This window comes from Maledivibacter halophilus (assembly GCF_900167445.1).
Taxonomy (GTDB): Bacteria; Bacillota; Clostridia; order Peptostreptococcales; family Caminicellaceae; genus Maledivibacter; species Maledivibacter halophilus.
In genome coordinates this window covers 516,153-538,785 of sequence record NZ_FUZT01000001.1, presented here as the reverse complement: position 1 = coordinate 538,785, position 22,633 = coordinate 516,153, and the positions used below count along the sequence as shown (strand labels likewise).

The 22,633-nt window shown below is 30.6% G+C and carries 21 protein-coding genes; 4 read left to right on the top strand and 17 right to left on the bottom strand.

Going from position 1 to position 22,633, the window contains the following annotated elements:
• Positions 1-111 precede the first annotated feature (111 nt).
• The 15 genes from aroF to B5X81_RS02405 all read right to left on the bottom strand — a co-directional run bounded on the left by aroF (position 112) and on the right by B5X81_RS02405 (position 14,421).
• Complete coding sequence (gene aroF / locus B5X81_RS02475; protein WP_079489104.1) at positions 112-909, bottom strand: 3-deoxy-7-phosphoheptulonate synthase; 798 nt, start codon at positions 907-909, stop codon at positions 112-114.
• Positions 899-1,384, bottom strand: a complete 486-nt coding sequence (gene folK, locus B5X81_RS02470) for a 2-amino-4-hydroxy-6-hydroxymethyldihydropteridine diphosphokinase (protein ID WP_079489103.1) — start codon at positions 1,382-1,384, stop codon at positions 899-901. Before folK ends, aroF begins: the two co-directional genes overlap by 11 nt.
• Positions 1,377-1,742, bottom strand: coding sequence for a dihydroneopterin aldolase (gene folB, locus B5X81_RS02465; RefSeq protein ID WP_079489101.1), 366 nt, complete (start codon positions 1,740-1,742; stop codon positions 1,377-1,379). Before folB ends, folK begins: the two co-directional genes overlap by 8 nt.
• Before the next feature lies 1 nt (position 1,743).
• Positions 1,744-2,595, bottom strand: a complete 852-nt coding sequence (gene folP / locus B5X81_RS02460; protein WP_079489099.1) for a dihydropteroate synthase — start codon at positions 2,593-2,595, stop codon at positions 1,744-1,746.
• 48 nt (positions 2,596-2,643) lie between these two features.
• Positions 2,644-3,210, bottom strand: coding sequence for a GTP cyclohydrolase I FolE (gene folE, locus B5X81_RS02455; protein ID WP_208984963.1), 567 nt, complete (start codon positions 3,208-3,210; stop codon positions 2,644-2,646).
• A 17-nt stretch (positions 3,211-3,227) separates the two neighbouring features.
• Complete coding sequence (locus B5X81_RS02450; RefSeq protein ID WP_079489096.1) at positions 3,228-3,962, bottom strand: hypothetical protein; 735 nt, start codon at positions 3,960-3,962, stop codon at positions 3,228-3,230.
• A gap of 279 nt (positions 3,963-4,241) precedes the next feature.
• Positions 4,242-5,495, bottom strand: coding sequence for a serine hydroxymethyltransferase (locus B5X81_RS02445; protein ID WP_079489095.1), 1,254 nt, complete (start codon positions 5,493-5,495; stop codon positions 4,242-4,244).
• A gap of 208 nt (positions 5,496-5,703) precedes the next feature.
• Positions 5,704-6,159, bottom strand: a complete 456-nt coding sequence (locus B5X81_RS02440) for a hypothetical protein (RefSeq protein WP_244281976.1) — start codon at positions 6,157-6,159, stop codon at positions 5,704-5,706.
• Positions 6,149-7,018: a DUF3100 domain-containing protein gene (locus B5X81_RS02435; RefSeq protein WP_079489092.1), complete on the bottom strand. Its 870-nt coding sequence runs from the start codon at positions 7,016-7,018 to the stop codon at positions 6,149-6,151. The genes B5X81_RS02440 and B5X81_RS02435 overlap by 11 nt, the downstream gene beginning before the upstream one ends.
• A gap of 65 nt (positions 7,019-7,083) precedes the next feature.
• Positions 7,084-8,256, bottom strand: coding sequence for a M20 metallopeptidase family protein (locus tag B5X81_RS02430; protein ID WP_079489090.1), 1,173 nt, complete (start codon positions 8,254-8,256; stop codon positions 7,084-7,086).
• A gap of 240 nt (positions 8,257-8,496) precedes the next feature.
• Positions 8,497-9,195, bottom strand: a complete 699-nt coding sequence (locus B5X81_RS02425) for a response regulator transcription factor (RefSeq protein WP_079489089.1) — start codon at positions 9,193-9,195, stop codon at positions 8,497-8,499.
• A gap of 44 nt (positions 9,196-9,239) precedes the next feature.
• A complete protein-coding gene (locus B5X81_RS02420; protein WP_170917243.1) occupies positions 9,240-10,796 on the bottom strand; it encodes a histidine kinase in 1,557 nt (518 codons plus the stop codon).
• 149 nt (positions 10,797-10,945) lie between these two features.
• On the bottom strand, positions 10,946-11,950 hold the full coding sequence (locus B5X81_RS02415) for a radical SAM protein (protein ID WP_244281974.1): 1,005 nt from the start codon (positions 11,948-11,950) through the stop codon (positions 10,946-10,948).
• Positions 11,951-12,033: 83 nt separating this feature from the next.
• A complete protein-coding gene (locus tag B5X81_RS02410) occupies positions 12,034-12,972 on the bottom strand; it encodes a CobW family GTP-binding protein (RefSeq protein ID WP_170917242.1) in 939 nt (312 codons plus the stop codon).
• 93 nt (positions 12,973-13,065) lie between these two features.
• Positions 13,066-14,421 (bottom strand): uroporphyrinogen decarboxylase family protein, encoded by a 1,356-nt coding sequence (locus B5X81_RS02405; protein ID WP_079489084.1) that lies wholly within the window; start codon positions 14,419-14,421, stop codon positions 13,066-13,068.
• A gap of 377 nt (positions 14,422-14,798) precedes the next feature.
• Here B5X81_RS02405 and B5X81_RS02400 point away from each other — a divergent pair, with 377 nt between their 5' ends.
• Positions 14,799-16,055, top strand: a complete 1,257-nt coding sequence (locus B5X81_RS02400) for a helix-turn-helix domain-containing protein (RefSeq protein WP_079489083.1) — start codon at positions 14,799-14,801, stop codon at positions 16,053-16,055.
• Positions 16,056-16,170: 115 nt separating this feature from the next.
• Here the strand turns inward: B5X81_RS02400 and B5X81_RS02395 are convergent, their stop codons facing one another.
• On the bottom strand, positions 16,171-16,644 hold the full coding sequence (locus tag B5X81_RS02395) for an AAA-type ATPase lid domain-containing protein (protein ID WP_456298916.1): 474 nt from the start codon (positions 16,642-16,644) through the stop codon (positions 16,171-16,173).
• 672 nt (positions 16,645-17,316) lie between these two features.
• On the opposite strand from B5X81_RS02395, the gene B5X81_RS02390 reads away from it, so the two are divergent.
• From B5X81_RS02390 to B5X81_RS02380, 3 genes are all read left to right on the top strand, one after another.
• Positions 17,317-18,093 carry a sigma 54-interacting transcriptional regulator gene (locus B5X81_RS02390; RefSeq protein WP_330397331.1) on the top strand — a complete coding sequence of 259 codons (777 nt, stop codon included), beginning with the start codon at positions 17,317-17,319 and terminating at the stop codon, positions 18,091-18,093.
• A gap of 688 nt (positions 18,094-18,781) precedes the next feature.
• Positions 18,782-20,203: a trimethylamine methyltransferase family protein gene (locus B5X81_RS02385; protein WP_139380224.1), complete on the top strand. Its 1,422-nt coding sequence runs from the start codon at positions 18,782-18,784 to the stop codon at positions 20,201-20,203.
• A gap of 1 nt (position 20,204) precedes the next feature.
• Entirely contained in the window at positions 20,205-21,776 is a 1,572-nt protein-coding gene (locus B5X81_RS02380; protein WP_079489077.1) for a glycine betaine uptake BCCT transporter, read from the top strand.
• Between the two features lie 74 nt (positions 21,777-21,850).
• Here the strand turns inward: B5X81_RS02380 and B5X81_RS02375 are convergent, their stop codons facing one another.
• Entirely contained in the window at positions 21,851-22,615 is a 765-nt protein-coding gene (locus B5X81_RS02375; RefSeq protein WP_170917241.1) for a DUF1638 domain-containing protein, read from the bottom strand.
• Positions 22,616-22,633: the final 18 nt, after the last annotated feature.

The window sequence follows — 22,633 nt, the reverse complement described above, 5'->3', positions numbered from 1 at the left end:
ATAAAAAATACAAATATTTGAAATTTATTAAACCTTAAAATGTCTTATGACAGAATTTAATTTTACTATTCATTAAAAAAGCACAGCTCTTTACTAATTGAGCTGTACTTTTTACAGTTTAAAATAAGATTTTTTTACCTCTAAAAATATCTTCTTATATTGTTCCGGTGTAATAGACTGCTGCCCGTCACTTAAAGCTTTTTGGGGATCAATATGTACCTCTATCATCAAACCATTTGCTCCACATGCTAAAGCTGCCTTTGACATGGGAAGAATAAGTTCCCTCCGACCAGTTCCATGACTTGGATCTACTATTACTGGCAATCCCGTTTCACCTTTCATAATGGGTACTGCTGCCAAATCCAATGTATTTCTTGTATAGACTTCGAAGGTTCTTATCCCCCTTTCACAAAGTATAATATTTTTATTGCCATATGCCGCTATATATTCAGCGGCCATTATCCATTCCTTTATGGAAGCACTCATACCCCTTTTTAATAAAACTGGCTTATCTATCCTTCCAATTTCTTTAAGTAATGAATAGTTATACATGTTTCTAGACCCTATTTGTATAATATCAGAATACTCTACTACAGCCTCAAGATTTTTTTCATCCATAAGTTCCGTTATTACTGGAACTTTTATTTTTTCTCCCGCTTCTTTCAAATACTTAAGACCTTCTAGACCGAGGCCCTGAAAAGAGTAAGGACTGGTCCTTGGTTTAAATACTCCCCCTCTTAATATATCTATACTAATTTCCTTTAGGGCTAAAGCAGTCTCCATAACCTGCTGTCTTGATTCTACTGCACAGGGACCAGCTATTATAACCGGTGGATTATTTCCTCCAATCTTTAAATCTCCTACTTTTACTACTATTTGTTCTCCAGTTAATTCTTTTCTATCCTTCATAATTTATCTTCCTTATTTTTTCACCTTCCAGTTTTTTTATTATTTGGCTTATATTCGAATCAGCAATTTTAATATTAGGAGCTATTTCATATAAAGGAATCATCACAAATGCCCTTTCTGTCATCCTTGGATGAGGTATGGTAAGCTTTTCATCCTTCGATTTAAATCCTTCGTAAAGCAATATATCAACATCTATAGTTCTTGGACCCCATCTGATTATTCTCTTCCTTTTTAGCTTTTCCTCAATCAATCGGCAAAATTCTAAAAGTTCGTAGGGCTTGAGTTTGGTATCAATTTCCAAAACAACATTCAAAAACCAGTCTTGATCCTGATATCCAACAGGTTCAGTTTCATAATACGAAGAAACTTTTTTTAGCTCTATCAATTTATGATTTCTTATCATATCTACAGCATTATCAATATTTTCTTTTTTGTTACCAATATTACTTCCCAATCCCATATAGGCTTTAAACATTTCTTTTTCTCCTTATTTCTATCCCAAAATAATCATATATACCATTAACCGGTGCCTCCGGTTTTCTTATCTTAATACATATTTCATTTACCTTTGGAAATTTATCTAATATAGTTATAGCTATATTTTCTCCCAGTGCCTCTAAGAGATTAAACTTTTTGTTTTCAACAATACTTTTTACTTCATTATATACTTCTCCATAATGTATAGTATCCTTAACATTATCACTTAAACCAGCTTTTTTCAAGTCTGCATAAAGCTCTATATCCACAAAGAATTTTTGACCTAATATGTTTTCTTCCTTTAAAACGCCGTGATATCCAAAAAATGAAAGATTTTTCATTATTATTTTATCCATTTTAAATACCCCTTACAATAGCATCTGTTACCTTAGCTGCTCTTACATTCTCTTTTACATCATGAACCCTAACTATATCTACTCCCTGTATTATTCCCATTACAGTAGTAGAAAGTGTTCCTTCTACCCTTTCCTTTGGAGGGAGATCAAGTATCTTTCCAATCATTGACTTTCTAGATGTACCTAAAAGAACAGGATATCCTAAGTCATTGAATTCTCCCAATCTTGACATAATTACCATATTCTGCTCAGGGGTTTTACCAAAGCCTATTCCCGGGTCCAATATTATATTTTCTTTCTTTATACCTGCCTTTAGTGCAATATCTATAGACTTTTTAAAAAAATCACAGATTTCTTCTATAATATCCTTCTTATATTCTGTGTTCTTTCTATTATGCATTATTATGACTGGAGCATCATATTTAGCTATTACAGAGGCTATATTCGGATCTCTTTGTAGTCCCCACACATCATTTATAATATGGGCTCCAGCTTTAAGTACTTCCTCAGCTACCTTGGCCTTATAGGTATCTACCGATATTGGTAAATCAACTTCACCTACAAGCCTTTGTACAACTGGCAAAACCCTTTCCAATTCTTGAGCTGCATCAACCTCCTGGGCCCCTGGCCTTGTTGATTCTCCACCAATATCTAATATATCAGCTCCTTCACTAGCCATAGCTTTAGCATGTTTTACAGCTACATCAACTTGAGTATAATCTCCTCCATCGGAAAATGAATCAGGTGTAACATTTAATATACCCATAATAAGAGTACGAGTTCCTAAATTTAGTTCATATTTACCACAATTTATATCAATTCTTCTATGAAATTTATAATTTATATTCCTCATTATATCCTCCATTATTATATGAAATTTTGCAAGTCTACATCCAAAACCTTATCTTCCAAAATTTATTAGTGACATAGCCTCTGCCCTTGCCTTTGCATCTTTATTAAATAGCCCTCTAACTGCAGATGTTACAGTTTTTGATCCTGGTTTTTTTATCCCTCGCATAGTCATACACATATGCTCAGCCTCGACAACTACTATAACACCATGGGGTTCTAATTTTTCCATCATCGTTTCTGCAATAGTTGCCGTAAGCCTTTCTTGCAGTTGTGGCCTTCTTGCAACTGTTTCTACTACCCTAGCAAGCTTGCTAAGTCCTGTAAGTTTACCTCCCTTAGGCAAGTATCCCACATGGGCTTTTCCAAAAAAAGGTGCAAAATGATGTTCGCATGTAGAGTAAAAAGGTATATCCTTTACCAAAACCATTTCCTCATGCTTTTCATCCTGAAAATATATTTCTAAATGTTTTCCAGGATCTTCCTTTAATCCTGAAAAAATTTCTTCATACATTTTTGCAATTCTTCTTGGAGTATCTTTAAGGCCTTCCCTATCTGGATCTTCGCCAATAGCTTCTATAATATCTCTTACTGCTCTTTCGATTTTCTGCTTATCCATTTTATTCCTTCTTTCATTTAAATTAGTGGAAATTTTTTTCTTTTCCAAAATTTATTAACTCCACCGTAGGGCTTGAGAACATAGTCTAATATAACTTTAAGATTTTTTAGTTTTACATTAAAATCTTCTTCTTCAATGAACCCTACACTCAAATTATATAAAATATCGTCAAATTTTTGTATATTTTTTAATAACTTCTTATCTTTAGGTACCCAATAACCAGCAAGTTTAAAATATGAATTTAATATATTATAAAAAAGACTATTCATTAAAAATTTTGTGTTTACTACATCTTTCTTTCTAGAATATATATCTTCCAAATCCTGATAAAATTTAAATCTAATATATTCTATATCATCTTCCTGAAATTTTTTTGGTCCATTTCCATATATAATTTTTATTTTATCTAAAAGCTCTTTTAACTCTTTATTAATATTATTATATATAATTTTATAGCTTTGCAATGAATTAATCAAAAACGGAATTCCTTCAACAATAGAATTTTTAAATGTATTAAATGACATATAGGATATGTCGAATAATACATCTTCAATGGGCATTACCTCCCTTTCAAATTCATATTCTTCATCGGTAATAACAAAGAGGTCTATGTCTTTTAAAGTGTTAAACTCCTCTTCTTTTTCTAATTCTGCTGCTGACCCTATTAATAATACGCTAAGAACCTTTTCATCTTCTATAATTTTTTCTATTTTTTTATGGAGTGCACCTAATATATTCATATTATTTCCCATAAAGCTTATTAACTTCCTTTATTAATATTTTTTAAACTATTATAAAAATTTAAGTAAAAACTTTAGTTTATACATACTATTTTAACACTTTTAAAGTCAATAAATCGTCATTAAAATATTTTTTCTCAATCCTTTAATAAAAAAACTTAAATTCCCAAAAAAGAAGAAAACCCCATAACTTTAATATAAAAACATTATTCTAGTCAATGAGGTTTATCGGTTTTGAAATTCCCAATTATACTACTTCATACTATTTAAATACTTTTAATTGGGGTTTTCTTAAAAATCAAAATAACCATGATATAGTGGATATTTTAATGCTAAGTCTCTTGCATTTTCTTTAATTTTATCTAAAGCTCCCTTGTCATTTATATTTTCTGCAACTTTATTAATCATTTCCGCTATTTCTTCCATTTCCCTTTCCTTCATCCCTTTAATTGTCATAGCAGTAGTTCCTATTCTTACACCACTAGTTATCATGGGCTTCTCAGGATCAAAGGGAATCATATTCCTGTTAACAGTTATACCTACAAAGGCCAAAGCTTCCTCTAACTGTGCTCCAGTAAGTTTTTTAGGCCTAAGATCAACTAGTAATAAGTGATTATCTGTTCCCCCTGATACTATTCTAAATCCTTTTTTCTGCAAAGCATCTGATAACTTTTTAGCATTTTTCACTACCTGTTTCATACACACTTTATATTCATCAGTCATGGCATTTTTAAATGTAAATGTCTTAGCAGCCATTATGTGAAGGTGAGAAGAACCTTGAACTCCTGGAAATGTAGCTTTGTCAATCTTTTTAGAAAATTCATTTTTGCAAAGTATAAATCCACCTCTGGCTCCAGCTAAGGTTTTAGTTGTAGTTGAAGTAACAAAATCAGCATATGGTACTGGAGATGGATGTATTCCTGCTGCAACAAGACCAGCCACATGGGCCATATCAACTAGAAAATATGCATTTATTGATTTAGCTATATTTGATATTCTTTCATAATCTATAAATCTTGGATATGAACTTGCTCCAGCAACGATAAGTTTAGGTCTATGCTTATTTGCCAGTCTTTCAAGTTCGGTATAATCTATAAGCTCAGTTTCCTTATCCAATCCATATGAAATAAAGTCGTATATTTTTCCTGAAAAATTTGCCTTGCTTCCATGGGTTAAATGTCCGCCTTGATCCAATCTCATACCCATTACTTTATCTTTAGGATTAATAATAGATGCATAAACGCATTGATTAGCCTGAGAGCCAGAATGAGGCTGTATGTTTGCATGATCAGCTCCAAACAAAGCTTTAGCCCTTTGAATTCCTAAAATCTCCATTTTATCAATCACTTCATGACCTGCGTGATAGCGTTTCCCAGGAAAGCCTTCCATGGTCTTATTAGTCAGAATACTTCCTTGCAATTCCATAATCCCAGTCGATACAAAACTTTCTGAAGCAATCATTTCCAGTCCTGTTTTTTGACGATTCAGTTCTTCCTCAACAATTTTATATAATTCAAAATCCTTTTCTTTAACAGTTTTTAACATATTAGTTCCTCCTTGATTTTATAGTCTTTTTACAATAAACATATGATAATTAAATTATTTCATAATATTCTGTTTAATTATATTAACTAAATTAACCTGTTATTGAACAAAAAGAATAAAGACGCCTAATGACGTCTTTATAGTTCTAAGTTTTGTGTATTAGACTTTATTTTCTATTAATATACACATTTTAGAATTTATACTAAAATTAGATAATGCCTTGAATTTTTAATACAGTATTGGCAACTAATGCTGAACCAAAATAAGTACCTATAAATACTACTATTGCAACTATAAAAACCTTCCAACTCATTTCTTTAATTTGTGGAATCTTGTTTCCAACTGAAATTCCTGCAAGGGCTAATATTGGTGTGGCTGTTCCTAAAAAATTAACTTCATCTGTATATTGTAAAAAGATTTTTGCCGTTGGCATAAATGGCATACTAAGTAGAAGAGCTATTAATACTGCCCAGGCAAAAGCAGGAAATTTTAATTTGGGAGTAAGCTCTTTAATTTTAAGGGCAATTATAGCTATTGTTAATACAATTAAAACACCTGGAATTGCTTTAAATACAGATATTCCATATCCTATTTTCTGTCCTATTAATATTATAAGTCCTACTATTATCATAACCTTTATTTGCCTTAAAGTTTTACTTAACATTAGCATGCCCTCCCTTTTTACCTAATTTAGGCTCCAGTTTTTTATACAAATAATTACAAAGAGGTATTCCTAAAAAAATAACAGAATAAACTCCCGTTAAACCCGTTAACATATTGCTTGTTGCTGCATATGCAAGTATAGCGTCCTTCATTTCTGGTACTGTGGCCGCCAATGCTGCTGAGCCTGCTGTCATCATACTCCCGCTCCCCATTCCTGAAGCCATTGCAAGGGCATAGGGATGAAGACCAGTTCTTACAGCCAAAGAACCAAGCAGTCCAAAAAAGATAGTTCCAAAAACTGTTCCAACTAAATATGTACCTAAAACCCCTGTACCTTCTGGTGAATTAATACCATATCTTTCAGTTATTACTCCTAATGTAGGTTCTCTACAGATACTTACTGTTGCACCGAAGGCTTCCCTCTTGAGTCCTAATAATAATGCAATAGGTAGACCTATTAATATTGTTGCTAGATTTCCCAATTCTTGAAGTAGTAATGCTGGACCTGCCTCAATTATTTTTATAATATTGGGACCAACTAGTGCTCCATATTTTACTCCTAATGGCAGCAAAGCTAACATTACCATTGCACCGGCCATTTCTATCTCTTCTTCTGATAGTAATTCTTTTAGAAAGGTTAATTTTTTCCCTAATATATCTGGAGTTATTATCAGTCCAATTATTACTGCATATAACATGGGAAGGAGTACAACTTGGCCAGGCCCAAAGGGTATTTTTTTTGTTCCAATGAATTCACTAAGAAATACGATAACTGCCACTACAATAAATAATCTAATAAATACCGATATTTTATTCTTATTTTGTCTTGATTCCCCCCTAGTTAATTTTTCATTTGACATATATTAACCTCACTCTCTTATATATTTATATTTATGAAAAAGCTTACTTACCCAAAATTTAATGCTTAATCTGTTAGAAACTCAAGGGCTGACTGTGCTAAAATACCTGCTCCAATTGGCAATGCTTTTTCATCAATATCAAACTTAGGATGGTGCCATTCGTTAACTATACCTTTGGATTCATTTCTTACTCCTAAAAAGTAAAAGCACCCGGGAACTTTTTCCTGATATAACGCAAAATCTTCTCCTCCCCCAGACAAATCTGGTATTACTATACTTTCTTTTCCAGATATTTTTGCCACTGCTTTTTTCCCTATCCTCGTAATGTATTCGTCATTTATAACAGCTGGTAAAGTAAATTCATACTCTAATTTCCCTTCTGTATCTAATGCTGAACAAATATCTTTGATAATCCGCCCCATAATTTTAGGTATACTTTTTCTTACTTCAGCATTATATGTTCTTACTGTCCCAGTCATCTCTACATAATCACTTATAACATTATTAGCCTGTCCTCCATGAATGGTCCCTATGGATACTACTGCAGTTTCAAAGGCTGATATTTTTCGACTTACAATAGTTTGTAAGCTTTGAACAACTGCTGATGCTGCAACAATTGCATCCCTTGCTTTATGTGGTACCGCTCCATGTCCGCTTTCCCCATATATTTTAATTTTTATTGTATCTACTGCTGACATTAATGGTCCGCATTTTACACCCACATTACCTACTGATATGTTTGGAGAATTATGTAGTCCATATATTGCATCTACCTTAGGATTTTCTAATACACCATCTTCAATCATAGCTAAAGCGCCTTCATTTATCTCTTCAGCCGGCTGAAAAATAAACTTAACTGTTCCCGGCAAACTATCTTTGATTGAACTTAAAAGAATTGCAGCGCCTAATAGACATGTTGTATGGACATCATGTCCACAAGCATGCATATTTTGATTTTTGGATTTATAAGGAACTTCATTTCTTTCTATAATAGGTAATCCATCCATATCTCCTCTCAATGCCACCACTTTACCTTCTTTAACTCCTTCTAATATCCCCAATACACCGGTCTTTCCTATCTCCTGAACTACTGTAATTCCCAGTTCATTAAGATATTTACTAACATATTTTCCTGTTTTAAACTCTTTAAAACTTAATTCAGGGTTCATATGCAGATGTCTTCTTATTTCAACTAACTTCCCTTCTATCTTATAAGCGTTTTCCTTTAGACTAATCATTATCTCCCTCCATTCAAAATACTTAATAATCAATTTTTCCTCTATCACAACCTTTCAATCCTTATATTGTTAATTGAGAAAATTGTATGATTATCTTCTTTCAATATCTACTATATAGCTTTAAAATCTTAAAACACCATCATATTTATTATGCAATTCTCCTAATTATATCTTTTCATAATTTTCAAACAATTTCTATGAACAAATTTAACATTTTATTGAACAAAAAAACAGTGGCCATTAGCCACTATTTTCTTTAAACTTTTTGGGAGTAGTTCCCGTCAATTTTTTAAAATTCTTATAAAAATAATTTAGATTATTATATCCTATTTTATGAGCTATTTCCTTAATTGACAATTCAGTATCCTTTAATAATTTTTCAGCTTTTTTTATTCTTAATTCATTTAGATATGCAATAAAATTTTTTCCCAAATGTCTTTTAAACATTCTTGAAATATGATTGGAACTAGTGTGGAACTCCTTTGCACATTTATTTAGTTCTATTTCACTACTATAATTTTGATTAATATATTCTAATATATCATTTAAAAATTGATTATCTGTATACCTGTAACCCATAACCCTTTCCATGGCTCTCTTGAATTGCTCAGGATCAATTGGTTTCAATAGAATATCCTTTGCTCCTAATCTTAATGAGGATTGTGCATATTCAAAATAGCTATATGCAGTAATAACAATAAAATTTATTGATCTTGTATATGAAGAGTTTATTCTTTCCATAACTTCTATTCCATTGTAAACCGGCATTTTAATATCTAAATATACTATATCAGGTTTTAACTCTTTTATAAGTCTAACTCCTTCATCTCCTGAAGCTGCCTGACCAACAATCTCAATGAGTAAATTACTTTGTTTAATAAGATATTTTATGATTTCACCTGAGGATTCTTCATCATCTACTATTATAGCTCTTCTCATATCTATTTCCTTTACCTCCCTTTAAAAATATCAGTGTATTTTTTCTAAATAATTTTATGGGGCAAGTGAATTATTACTAAGGTTCCTTTTTCATAAATACTCTTAATATCAAAGAAAAAATTATTTCCATAATATTTTCCCAGTTTCGACCAAACCATAATTAAGCCACTCATAAGATAATTTCTATCATCAATTATTTTAGATTTTAGCTCAATTAAGTCATTTTCTTTTATTCCTATACCATTATCCTTTATTTCAATTATTAATCTTTCTTCATCTATCTGAGCACTCAAAGAAATTTTCATACTGTCTTTTATATCTTTAAATCCATGTTTAAAACAATTTTCTATTATAGGTTGTAGAAAGTTAAAGGGAACATTTCTATTTTTGACCTCTAAAGAAATATTAAAATCAACGGTTAATCTATGGCCATATCTAAGCTTTTGAAGATTAATATAGTTCTTTAAATAATTTATTTCATCTTTAAATTCAACAAAATAGCTACTGTTTTTCAAGGTATATCTAAACATTTTTGAAAGGTCAACAATTGCATTATAAGTACTGAATGAACCTTCCTTTATTGCTAAACTAGCAATAGCATTGAGAGTATTGAATAAAAAATGATTATTTATTTGTATACTTAAAACTTTATCTTTAGTAGTTTTTAAAGATTCCTCCAAGAGAATTTCATTTTTTACAATATCTTTGATTATTTCATCTTTTTTATTCAATTCTATCTCTGTGTTTTTAAATATATAATAATTAACAATATTTTTGCTTAGCTTTTTCATTATTTGTAATATAGCATTAACAGTACTTTTTGGAGTATCATAGGGCACATAACTTGCACCACTTTCCTTCATATTCCTATTACTCTTAATTTTACTTTTCGATTCTCTTATATGACCGCCTTTAACAGTACCAATAACTTTTTCATTATATATTATTGGTACTGTAAATACTGTTAAGCCATAGGGACAGACAAAAGCATTTGAATCACTATAATGTGGAGGTGTATATTCATCTTTAATATTGTATAGAACACAATTGTAAATACTTTTATCTATATCACAATTAATTTTACAAAATTTAGGACAATAATTGCCTTTAATGATTATTTCTCCCTTATGATCAAATATAATTATAGGAATTTTTAATGGATCTATATTCTTTTTAAATAAATATTCGATTTCATTATTTATTTCTATTCTATCAGGATATATTTTTTCATTGTATTGTTCTATCTTTTGTCTTTTGCTTTTTACAAATATCTCTTGCTCATAATTCACAGGACTAGATATTAATAATTCCTTTAATGGTTTTTCCCCAGTATTTATAGTCTCGTGGGTAGAACCCGCTTCAATATGAAATATTGAACCAGGATGTATTAATGTGATTTCATCATCAACAATTTGTTTACCTTCTCCTGAAAGTACATAAAGTACCTGTTCATCACCGTAATGGATGTGCATATTCTGTCTTTTTCCTGGATAAATTGTAATAATTCCTATATTCATATTGCTGCGAGAGTTATTTTTTTCCGGTTCATATTGCCATTGAATCTGACCCCAATCGAAAAATTGTTCTTTCTCTATGTTCAAGCTTATATACCTCCTCATAGTTCTATTTGCATAATTTTAGTATATAATAAATGAGGAAATCAAAACAGTATTGTTAAATAAAAAAACAAACCTGCTTTACAAACAAGTTTGTCTTCTAAAAATACAATAATATATTTACTCAGAATTAATCAATACTCCCAACCGGCTTCCAATAACATCTTGTTAGCCATAGCTGCTGAAAATCCTCTACCATCACTAGTTTCCTTCTTTAAATCTCTTGGATTACACCCCTTCTCAGCGTAAATCTGATTAGCACCACCAACTAAAGATAAAAGGCTAGGTTCGTGTACTCCCATTGCTCTAATAGAATCCCCTGCAGCTAAACGTGTTACAGCACATATTTTAGAAAGCTCCAGTTCACTTATTTGACCAGCTTTTTCAAGGGGAGTTCCTTTTACTGGAATTCTTCTCATTACTGCCATAACAGAAGCATCATACTCCAATCCCCTAAATATTTCTTCTACAATTTCATCTATAGTATGCTCAGGTCCAATTGGCTCAACACAGTAATAAAGCTCTAAATCCGATTGCTGAATAATTGATAATGTTGATATCCTTTCTTCTTTAGGAATATCTGTATCTTCACCTTCTCTTAATCTACAGATATGGTAGGCTCCAGTAAATCCTATTTTCTTAAGCTCGCAGGCCATTTCCCTATTAAAATCACCTAAATTAGCAACTAATTTCATTTCCTTTGGTATAATTTTTCTAACTTTTCTTCCTATTGCTAAAAATTTTTCAAAATCATAGTCTGCCGTTGCCATTAAGAATACCTCTGTAACGCCGGATTTTATAAAGTTATCTACTTTTCTATATATTTCCTCTTCTTCTATATTAACTATTTCTTTAATTAAACCATGCTTTTCACCAAAGAAACAGAAGTTACAATTTTTAGAACATGGCGAATTATTTAGTCCTATCTGTGCATATATTTCTCCAAGATTTTTGAAATGCTTTCTTGAAAGAACATTGGCACAAGCTAAAATATTATACATATCTTTCGAATATACATCTACATTTAGGAGAGTTTTAGCTTCCTTCTTAGTTATTTGTCCTCCATGAAGAGCTTTATTTAATATCATCAATACTTTATTATTAAGATTTTTATCGTGTCTAGATATATTTAAACTCATTTTTTCATCTCCAATTCATAGCTAAAAACAAAGTAATCTATTCCACTGCCCTAAAATATCAGGCTATAATACTAACTAACAATTTATAATAAAACTAAATCCCGATTAAAATAATTCTGCCAACTAGAAATCATATTTTTCTTTACTGGCTGATTGCCTGATGCCAATATTACTAGAGAGCCTTTATCCGGCATTATATCGGTTTTTGTAATCTCTAATTGATTTGATGTTCCATCTATGTAATGCCATTTTCCTTCAATACGAACAAATCCTTTAATCCTATAGAAATAATCTGAAAAATCCTCAATCCATTTTCTGATTAATTCTTTTGAAAAATTGCCTTCCATAGAAACTAAAATTTTTTGTGTTCCTATTATTCGTTTCTTTGCTATATTTATATCTCCCGAGCTATTCTTGCAGTTGAGATTTTCAATCCACCGCCTATCTTTAATCAAACCATATTTTGTATACTTAATAGAGACCAATGGATTTACTTCTTTAATCAAGTTTTCAATTTTCTCTAATTTCCCTTTATCTACTAAATCAATTTTATTTATAAGTACTAAATCACTACTGGCAATTTGAAGCTTTACTGCAACTGCTGTAGATAGTAATTTTTCAAAATTTGTTGCATCTACTATTGTTATATTTCCTATATATTCATAACTATTTTCCGTTAATTCCTGAACCATAGATAAAATTTTAGACATTCCCGTTGGATCTGACAGTCCTGAACTTTCAATTAGAACAATATCCACTGGAATTTCTGAGATTTTCACAAGTGCATCTATAAAACTGTCTGAACGACAATTGCAGAATATAGATCCATTGCTGATCTCCCTTATAGAGATTCCTTCTTTACTTAACAGTAGACCATCTATTCCCTGTTTTCCAAACTCATTTATTACAATAGCTATTTTTTGACTTTTAAACATTTTTATTAAATTACTCATAAAAGTGGTTTTCCCTGCACCTAAGAATCCCGAAACTAGATAAAGTTCTTTCTTATTTTTAATTGACATCATAAACATCCCCTAGGACTAATAATCTTCTACTTAGGCTATTTAATATATACATCATTATGAGATATAACAATATCATAAAAGTTTTATACTTTACTTCATTTCCTTTTCTATGGCAGTAAGCAATTCATTTTTATTTGGGATAATAGAAGAATATTTCAATTTTCCATTAATGTATATACTAGGTAAGTTTTTAACTCCCATTTTCTTTACCCTAGCTATGTTTTCTTTAATGGTAAACTTGTATTCAATAACATCTATTCTATCTCCAAAATAATCTTTTGCATCTTTAGCTGCATTCATCATATAAGTACACGCAGCACAAGTGGCTGAATCAAGAGTGAACACCTCAACAAGTGGTTTTTCAAGAGATTCATAATCCGGTAGATCTATTTCAATATCCTCTTCAACAAATTCATAATTTTCAAGAACTTTTCTAACTTCATCTGGCTGACGAATAGTCTGCTGAACAGCTATGGTATTTTCAATAGGCACATCGTATGGCATGTCACAGCCTGGAGCAATAATCAAATTATCATGACTCAATTTATCTAATAAATCCAATGTATATTTCATATTGTCCTGCTGAGTACCATGTAACATGACTGTTGTAAGAGGAATATTTCCTCCAATAGCTATATTATATTTATCTGATATTTCTTTTGCTCCTACCATATCTATATTCTCATCTATAGAAATAGAATCTGGATTTGTTTGACACATAACCTCTATACTTCTTGTAGCATCTCCACATACGAAAAATGATGAAAAAACTTCTCTTTCTCTTATAAACTTAAATAAATCCTTATATGGATTTAATAAAAATTGTTTAAAATGTCTTGGTGAGATTTGAGATACAAGTGGGTCAACTATAGCAATAACATCCATACCTGCTTCAATATAATATTCAGCCATTTTTTTATTTGCTTCATTGGCAAAAATAATAAGCTCTTTTGTATATTCTGGATCTTCAAACATATCCATGAAAATATTAGTTCCACGAAGATGTGATGCTAATGTAAATGGTCCACAAGTTAAACCATAAAGAGCAGTTGTATCACCTACTTCTTTTTTCATTCTCTTCATTACATCCAAAACCATTGGTATTCTTCCATCATTTTTTTGAGGCAACATACATGTACATGGAACTTCTTTAGTCTCTGATAAAGGATGGGCTTTAACTGCCGGTGGAGCATCTTCTGCCCACATCAATTCACATCCCAATACCTCTGCTTCAATTTGAAGATCAAACATTATTGGTTGACCATCTGGTCTGTATAATTTGTTAACCTCTAAAAGAGACTTAAATAGCTTATCTCCATCAGTTAGTATCTCTTTTGCATTTACATTTATTAATTTACCTGCATGAACACCTGCAAAAGGAATCCAAGGAACCCTCTCTGTTTTCTCATGCCTTAATGTTTTAAATATTAGTTCTTTTCCAGTCATACGGTTATTAGACCTCCCCTAAATTCAAATTATATACTTCCCTCAATTAATATGATATATATTTTCCTTTTCTAAATCTTGCAACTTTATTATTTTTTTGGTAATTTTTTTGGGTTTTTCAGAATTTTCTTATTGAAACTTATTTTTTTTTGTACTATTATTAAGTAAAGCTCAATATTAAATTAATTGAGGAAATTGCATAACTCTAACTTGGCAAAATTACATAATTACTACCTCCAAAAACATCCCATTCCTTTATTTAGCTAATGATAAATTATAGTACCTAAGTTTTATTAATTTTATAATATAGATGCACTATTGTGGCATCAAATAATGTTTTTTAAAAATTTTTAAGAGGTTAAATGGGGGAGACTTAAATGATTTTTGACAAAAATGGAAACTTACTAAAAGAAAACTTAAAAGAGCTCTTAAAAACATATTACATGGCTATAGATGTAAGTATTCGAGCTGTTGATAAAAGCGGCAATATATTGGACTCTATGGGAAATTCAATGAAATTTTGCTCTTTGTGCAATAAGCATTCCAATGAAATTTCTTTTTGTAAAAATGAATTTTGTAAAGCAAGTAAACAATCTATGAATATTGGAGAACCTTATTTCTTTTTTTGTCCTATGGATTTCATGCATATAGCAATACCTTTGTTAAATAACAACGTATTTTGGGGCGGCCTAATAGCTGGTCCTATATCAATTAAAGAATTAGATAATAAATTAATAGATCTAAAAACAAAAAAAATTTCAACCTTTTCTTCTAATGAATCCCATAGTTTTTCTAAATATGTTCAAACAATACCTATAATTGATATCTCTAAAATCAAATATTTGGGAGATATTCTTTTTATGATAACTTCGTTACATTTAAAAGAATCTAAAAGCATATTAGATGAAAAAAAGCAACGAATGAAACAACAATCCAGAATAAATGAAGAAGTACAACTAACGAAGGCTCAACCCAATAAGGATTATTTATCATATTATTACGAAAAAAATTTATATATTAAAGTAAAGAATGGAAATAATCTTGAAGCTAAAAATATTTTAAATAAATTATTGGCTTTTATATATTTAAATGAAGGACATAATATAGATATTATAAAAACTAGAATGATAGAGCTATGCTCTCTTCTTTCCCGTGCAGCTATAGAAGGAGGAGCAAATCTAAGAGAAATGATGGCCTTTAACTATTTATTGTTTGAAGATTTAAAAACAATAAAGGATTTGAATAATCTATCTTTTTGGATGCTGAAAGTATTAGATTATTATTCAGAATGTGTTGTCAACATACCTTCTTCAAAAAATAAAGACATAATAAAAAGAGCAATTTCATACATTAACTCCTACTACAATTATCCTCTTAAACTTAAGGAGGTTGCAGATTATGTTCATCTTAACCCTTCGTATTTTTCTACCTTATTCAAAAAAGAAACAGGGGTTTCATTCTCAAAGTATATCCAAAAGATACGTATTGAAGAAAGTAAATGTTTATTAGCCAATACTCAGGATACTATACCTAATATAGCCATCTCGGTAGGATTTAATGACCAAAGTTATTTTACAAAAACTTTTAAGAAAGTCACTGGTTTCACCCCTAGGCAGTATAGAATAGAATATTAATAAATTTTCTTAATTGAATTATTATATTTTCAAAACAAAATATAACTCTATAGCTATCCATGCTATAAAGTTATATTTCTTTTTAATCTATTATATAGTTACGTGATTTTGAAAATCAAAAAATTTTTGACTTAGAAATCTTTATTTTGTATTTTTTCATCCTATAATGCAAACTTTGTCTACTCATATTAAGTTTTTTAGCAGCTTTTGAAATGTTTCCATTTGTCTGTTCAAGTGTAAGAATAATTCTATTTTTCTCCATTCTATTAATTTCATCTTTCAATGATACATTATCATCATCTTCTGATTCTTTAATTGAATTTATTTCATTATCGACCGATGTGATTCTAAAGTATTCAGGTAAATGTTCTAATAATATCTCTGGTTCATTGCTTCTAATTAATGTAAGTGCACTTTCAATAATATATTCTAATTGACGTATATTTCCTGGCCAATCATATTTTTTGAATAGAACTAAAACATCTTCAGATACCCTTCTATTTATTTTTCCCAATTTACTACATATCTTTTTCACAAAAAATTCAGTTAAAAGTGGTAAATCATCTTTTCTTTCATTTAAAGATGGTATATTAATACAAACTACACCAAGTCTATAAAATAGATCATTAAGTAGATAATTTTTTTCTATCGCCTCAAATGGCTCTAAATTAATAGCACTAATTATTCTGGGGTTTAGTAATTATGCAATTTGCTCACTTAATTATACTTGCTAAAATAACTCCAATTTAATCTAATCTATTTTGCATAGAATAATTTTTTAACCTCTTTTGAAAAATTATTTGCAATTGTAAATTTATTGATTTTTTAATTTTGAAATACCCTACAAGAAATATATTCCTTAATCATTTCGTTCTTTTATGCTAAAATATGTAATTAGAGAAACTATTTCTAAATCTATCTCATATCTATTATTCAATTTTGATAAATTAGAATTGTGAAATTTGCTCAAATATATAAGATTAATATAATCATATTAATTTTATATAATCTAAATTTCCTTTGAAAATAACTCTATTGGAGGAAAATATATAATGATAAAAAACTACTATGATACTGAAAAATTACTTAATGGAATATTCTCTTGAATTCAACAAGGTACAATTATGCTCCATAGAAATAATGTTATATTTAGTATCAATACAATAGCAGCAGATCTTTTAGATTTTTCCGTTGCGAATGTTCAATACATATCCTCTTTTTAGAAATAATGAAGTAATAGGAGCAGTCTCCATTATGCGGGATTATTCAAAAATCAAAGAATTATTTGCTCAAGGTATACATGATGCTAGTCAAAGAACTGATGGGCCTTTTAGAGCAAGCTACTAATGGGACTTTATTATTAGATGAACTTAATTCCATGAGTATGGGACTTCAATCAAAACTATTAAGGGTCTTACAAGAAGGTACTGTTCGAAGGGTGGGGGCTGTTGAAGAAATTCCTATAGATGTAAGAATTATTACTAATATAAATATGGAACCTACATTGGCAATACAAAAACAAAAACTACGTGAAGATTTGTTTTATCGATTAAGCGTAGTTTATCTTAAAATTCCTCCTTTGCGTCAGCGGAAAGATGATATTCCTTTATTAGCAAAAATGTTTATTATAAAATACAATAGAGAATTATCGAAAAATGTAAGCAGTTTATCTCCTGAAGTAATGGATATGTTCATGAAATACTCATGGCCTGGTAATATTCGTGAATTTCAGCACTCAATAGAATCTGCAATGAATATTATGAGCAAACATGAAACTATCGTATTACCTAAACATCTGCCTGAGCATATTTTAAACAAGCTTGATGAAAAGTTAAATCAAAATACAAATGTGAACTTATCCTTACAAATCGAACCATTATCTAATACCATGGAAGCTTTAGAAGAACAAGTTATTTTGATGGCTTTACAAAGAAACAATTGGAACATATCACATACAGCTCGACAACTAGATATAAAAAGGCAAAGTTTACAATATAGAATGAAAAAATATTGCATAAAACAACCTCTAAAAAAGTAAATATACTACCTTAAAATCAAAACTCTCAAGAAATATCGGATATTTTAATATGCATATATTAAGTTTTGATATGGGAAATCTATATAGTAAAACTTAGTTTATACATATACAAATACTTAAGATCTTTGAGAGTATTAGACATGTATAAACTAAAGTCTTTATTTAAATCCCTATAGTTATTTTTTAAAAAACTTATTATATTTTCTCTTTTTCTTATCTAAGGAAATTACATAGTTACCTTTTGCAAAACCCACCTACTATATCTAATTTTAAAGTCTCCAAATGACTACTATATGTATTATGCAATTATCTCATCTATATAATTATACTTTCTAAAAAGCATCTGTCTATTTTTATATATATGCAAAATTTATTTGCATTAAAACTGCACAATTAGTTGTCACTTTCTTAAATACTAAAAAAAGATAAAAAACCATAAAGAGTTGATTATTCTATATTTTACGCCTATTTAATTAATTGGCACACAAATTGCAATCTGAATATTCTGTATTTTTAAAATATTTCATTTGATTATATCATTTAATAAAGGGGGGATTTTTAATTAATTTATAATCGTTTCAATTTCTATATAATTTAAAAATTAATACCATTATAGTAAATTGAAACTAGTTTATTTGATCAAATATTAGGTAAGCATGAAATTATTTTATCAAAGGAGGCATATATCATGCAAGGAAACTTACGGAATATCCATGCAGCATCAATGAAAATACTTGAGCAAACAGGTGTTAAATTATATAACTCGGAAGTGTTGGAAATTATTAAACAAAATGGAATAAAAGTTTTAAATAGAACTGCCTATTTCACTGAAGATCAGATAATGAAATGGATTAAAAAAGCTCCTAGTGAATTTACAATTTATGCCAGAAATCCAAAATATAATATGCTTATAGGTGGAAATCACGCAGAATATAATTCCACATATGGAGCTCCAGCAGTAACAGAATCAGATGGTACTACAAGACCCGCCTTATTTAATGATTATAAAACCTTCCTTAAAATTGTTCATGAAAGTGATCAATTTAATATTAATGGAGGTGTCCTAGTTCAACCTACGGACTTAAAATCTTCAGAAAGTTATCCTATAATGTTGCTTTCAACTTTAGTTCATAGTGATAAATGTATAATGGGAGGCCCAGGAGGTGCCAAAGAAACTCAAGCAGTTATGGATATGCTCGGAATCGTCTTTGGAGGTAAAGAAAATTTACACAAGAAGCCTAGAATCTTGACGATCTTAAACCCTTCCAGTCCTTTGCAATTTGACCAAACAACATTAGATACCATGTTAATTTATGCACGCCATGGTCAGCCAATGATTATTGCTCCAGCTGTAATGGCAGGTACCACAGGTCCGGTAACATTATCAGGCACTATTGCTCAAGCTAGCGCTGAATCACTGGCAGGTATAGCAATCGTTCAAATGATTAGAGAGGGAACTCCTGTAATATATGGCTCTGCAAGTTCAACTTCCGATATGCGGACAGGTAGTTTTGCAATAGGTGCTCCTGAGGGCGCTTTATGTACAGCCTACGCTGCACGATTGGCTAAAGAATATGGACTTCCTTCACGTGGTGGAGGAACGTTGAATGATGCCAAATGTGTATCGGTACAAAGTGGATATGAAAGTATGATGTCATTACTTATAACTCGTATGGAAGGAATCAACTATATATTCCATGGAGCTGGAATTTTAGACAATTATGCTTCAATGTCCTTCGAACAGTTAATTGTTGATATAGAAATAATAGATATGGTAGAACGGTTTATGAGAGGTATAAAAACTGATCAAGAATCACTTGCCGTTGATCTTATTAATCAAGTGGGCCCAGGGGGAGAATTCTTAACTAAAGAACATACATTTAAACATTGTAGAAATGAAGCTTGGTCTCCAGAAATTGGCATTAGAGGCTCATACCCAAACGAAAAAGCCAATGAAAAGATTTTTGCCAATATCGAAAAGAAAAAAGAAAAACTATTGTCTATTTATGAAAAGCCTGAATTTTCATCTGATATTCAATCCAAACTCGTTGATTATCTAATAGACCTTGGAATAGCTTCTGATAAAATCAAGACTGCAATGGAGGTCTAATATGAGTAAGTTTTGGGGAAAAATCGATAAATTTGTTTTTTGGTTATCAGCTATTATTTGTATTATCTTTGTGGCATGGTCTATTTTATCACCTGAAGGCATGAAAAATACCTTTAGCTTGCTTTTTGATTTTTACATATCTAACTTTGGATGGGCCTACTTATTGGCTGAAGCTCTATTTGTTGGAGTTGCCATTGCCATTGCATTTAGTAAATATGGAAAAATTAGACTAAGTAAAGATAATGAAAAACCTGATTTTAGTACGGGAAGCTGGTTTGCTATGCTATTTAGCGGTGCAATGGGCATTGGCTTGGTATTTTGGAGTGTTTCTGAACCAATTATGCACTTTGCAGACCCTGCCTTTGGCACAGCTAGTACAGCAGAGTCCGCAAGATTAGCTATGAACTACACCTTCTTCCATTGGGGATTTCATCCATGGGCTAGTTATGCTGCAGTGGCCCTTCCTCTTGCATATTTTCAATTTAGAAAAGGAATGCCTGGTCTTATAAGTTCAATCTTCTACCCACTTATAGGTGAAAAGGTAAAAGGTCCTATTGGAAAAGCTATAGATACTTTTGTTGTTACTCTCACTCTCTTTGGGGTAGCCAGTTCTTTTGGGTTAGGTGCAATGCAAGTAAATACAGGTCTAAACTTAGTATATGGAATACCAAATACCGTTGCAACAGCAATTATCATTATAATAATATGTACATTTCTATTCACATTATCAACAGCAGTAGGAATTGAGAAAGGTATGAAAAGACTTAGTAATACAAATATGTTACTTGCTTTTTTTCTAATGGTATTTGTACTGTTTATAGGCCCTACTAAGTATATAGTAAAAGTATTTGTAGAAGGTGTTGGGGACTATCTGCAAAATATTGTTTGGATGAGCTTTTTTACAGATGCCCAAGGCACTGTGGCAAAACATTCGGGGTATGACTGGGTAGGAACTTGGACTGTATTCTACTGGGCATGGTGGCTCACTTGGGCTCCATTTGTAGGAAGTTTCATAGCCAGAATATCCAAAGGAAGAACTGTTAAAGAATTTCTTTTAGGCATATTTGTATTTCCATCATTATTAAGTTTTGTTTGGTTCAGTATAATGGGTGGTTCTGCACTTCATATAGAATTATTTGGTGCAGGGGGAATTACTCAGGCAACTTTAAATGAACTTACTAGCGCCATATTTGTTACCTTCAATCACTTTCCACTATCCCAATTGCTTTCTCTACTGGCCATGGTAGTTGTCTTAATCTTTTTCCTTACCTCGGCTGATTGTGCCACATTAGTTGTTAGTATGATGACATCAGGTGGTGATTTAGAACCCTTCTATGGCCTAAAAATATTCTGGGGTATAATTGTAGGTGCACTTGCTTCTATGTTCGTAATTGCTGGAGGATTACAAGCAGTTCAAACATTATCTTTTGCCCTCAGCTTTCCATTTGTAATTATTATGGTTCTGATGTTAATTAGCCTTTTCAAAGCCTTTAAACAAGAAAAAATTTCTCTACATCATGTAAACCCCATTGTTAAAAATGAAAAAGAAGAAACTCTGGTTTTTGATAAATAATTATTTATAAAAGTAGAAATAGTTATATAATAACAAAACCCCTTAGCTAATTTTTTAGCTATAAGGGCTTGTTATTATATAACTTTTAAATTATCACAAGCATAAGAGCTCACTATTCTTTCATCAACAGTTTGGTATATCTTACTAAAGCTTGGAACCATATGAAATTCTTTGTCATTCCACTCACCAAAAACCATTTTTTTTATCAATGAGGAATTTTCTTTAATTTCATCAAATGACCAATTCCTCTCACAAGCCAATTTTTTAACTTCATTTACATAATTGTTACTAAATGTTTGATTAGTTAACTCCGATGCTATATACAATGCCTTATTGTACTTATTCTTCCACTCATTTGCCAATTCTATTAAGTATTTTGCGCCTTCTTCTCCATATTTTTTTTCATATTCCTCATATGTACCATCAAGTCCGATAGCTTCTAATTCTTTTCTTTCTTTTTTCAATCCATTTCGTTCTATCCAAGATTCTATATAATACATTGTTCCAGCATTATTGATAAAATACTCATTATATTTTTCCTTAGATCCCATAAAAAAAGTTATACAATCATGGGCTCTGGAAATAATCATAGGAATATCTTTACTTTCAATTCCCTCCAAAACCTTTCCGCATAATCCATAGCCAAGTAATATATAATCATATTTATGTTTCTCTTTATCTAAACAATCAATTTTACTTTGTAGTATTCTATTTATCTCCTTTGGATATTCATGGTTTTCTGAACTCAAAAGTTCTATATCTATAGTATGAGGAGAAAGAGCAGACCAATAGTAAAATTCTCTAGCCAATACATCACATATAAAAGCTTTCAATCTCATTTCCATCACCTGCCAATA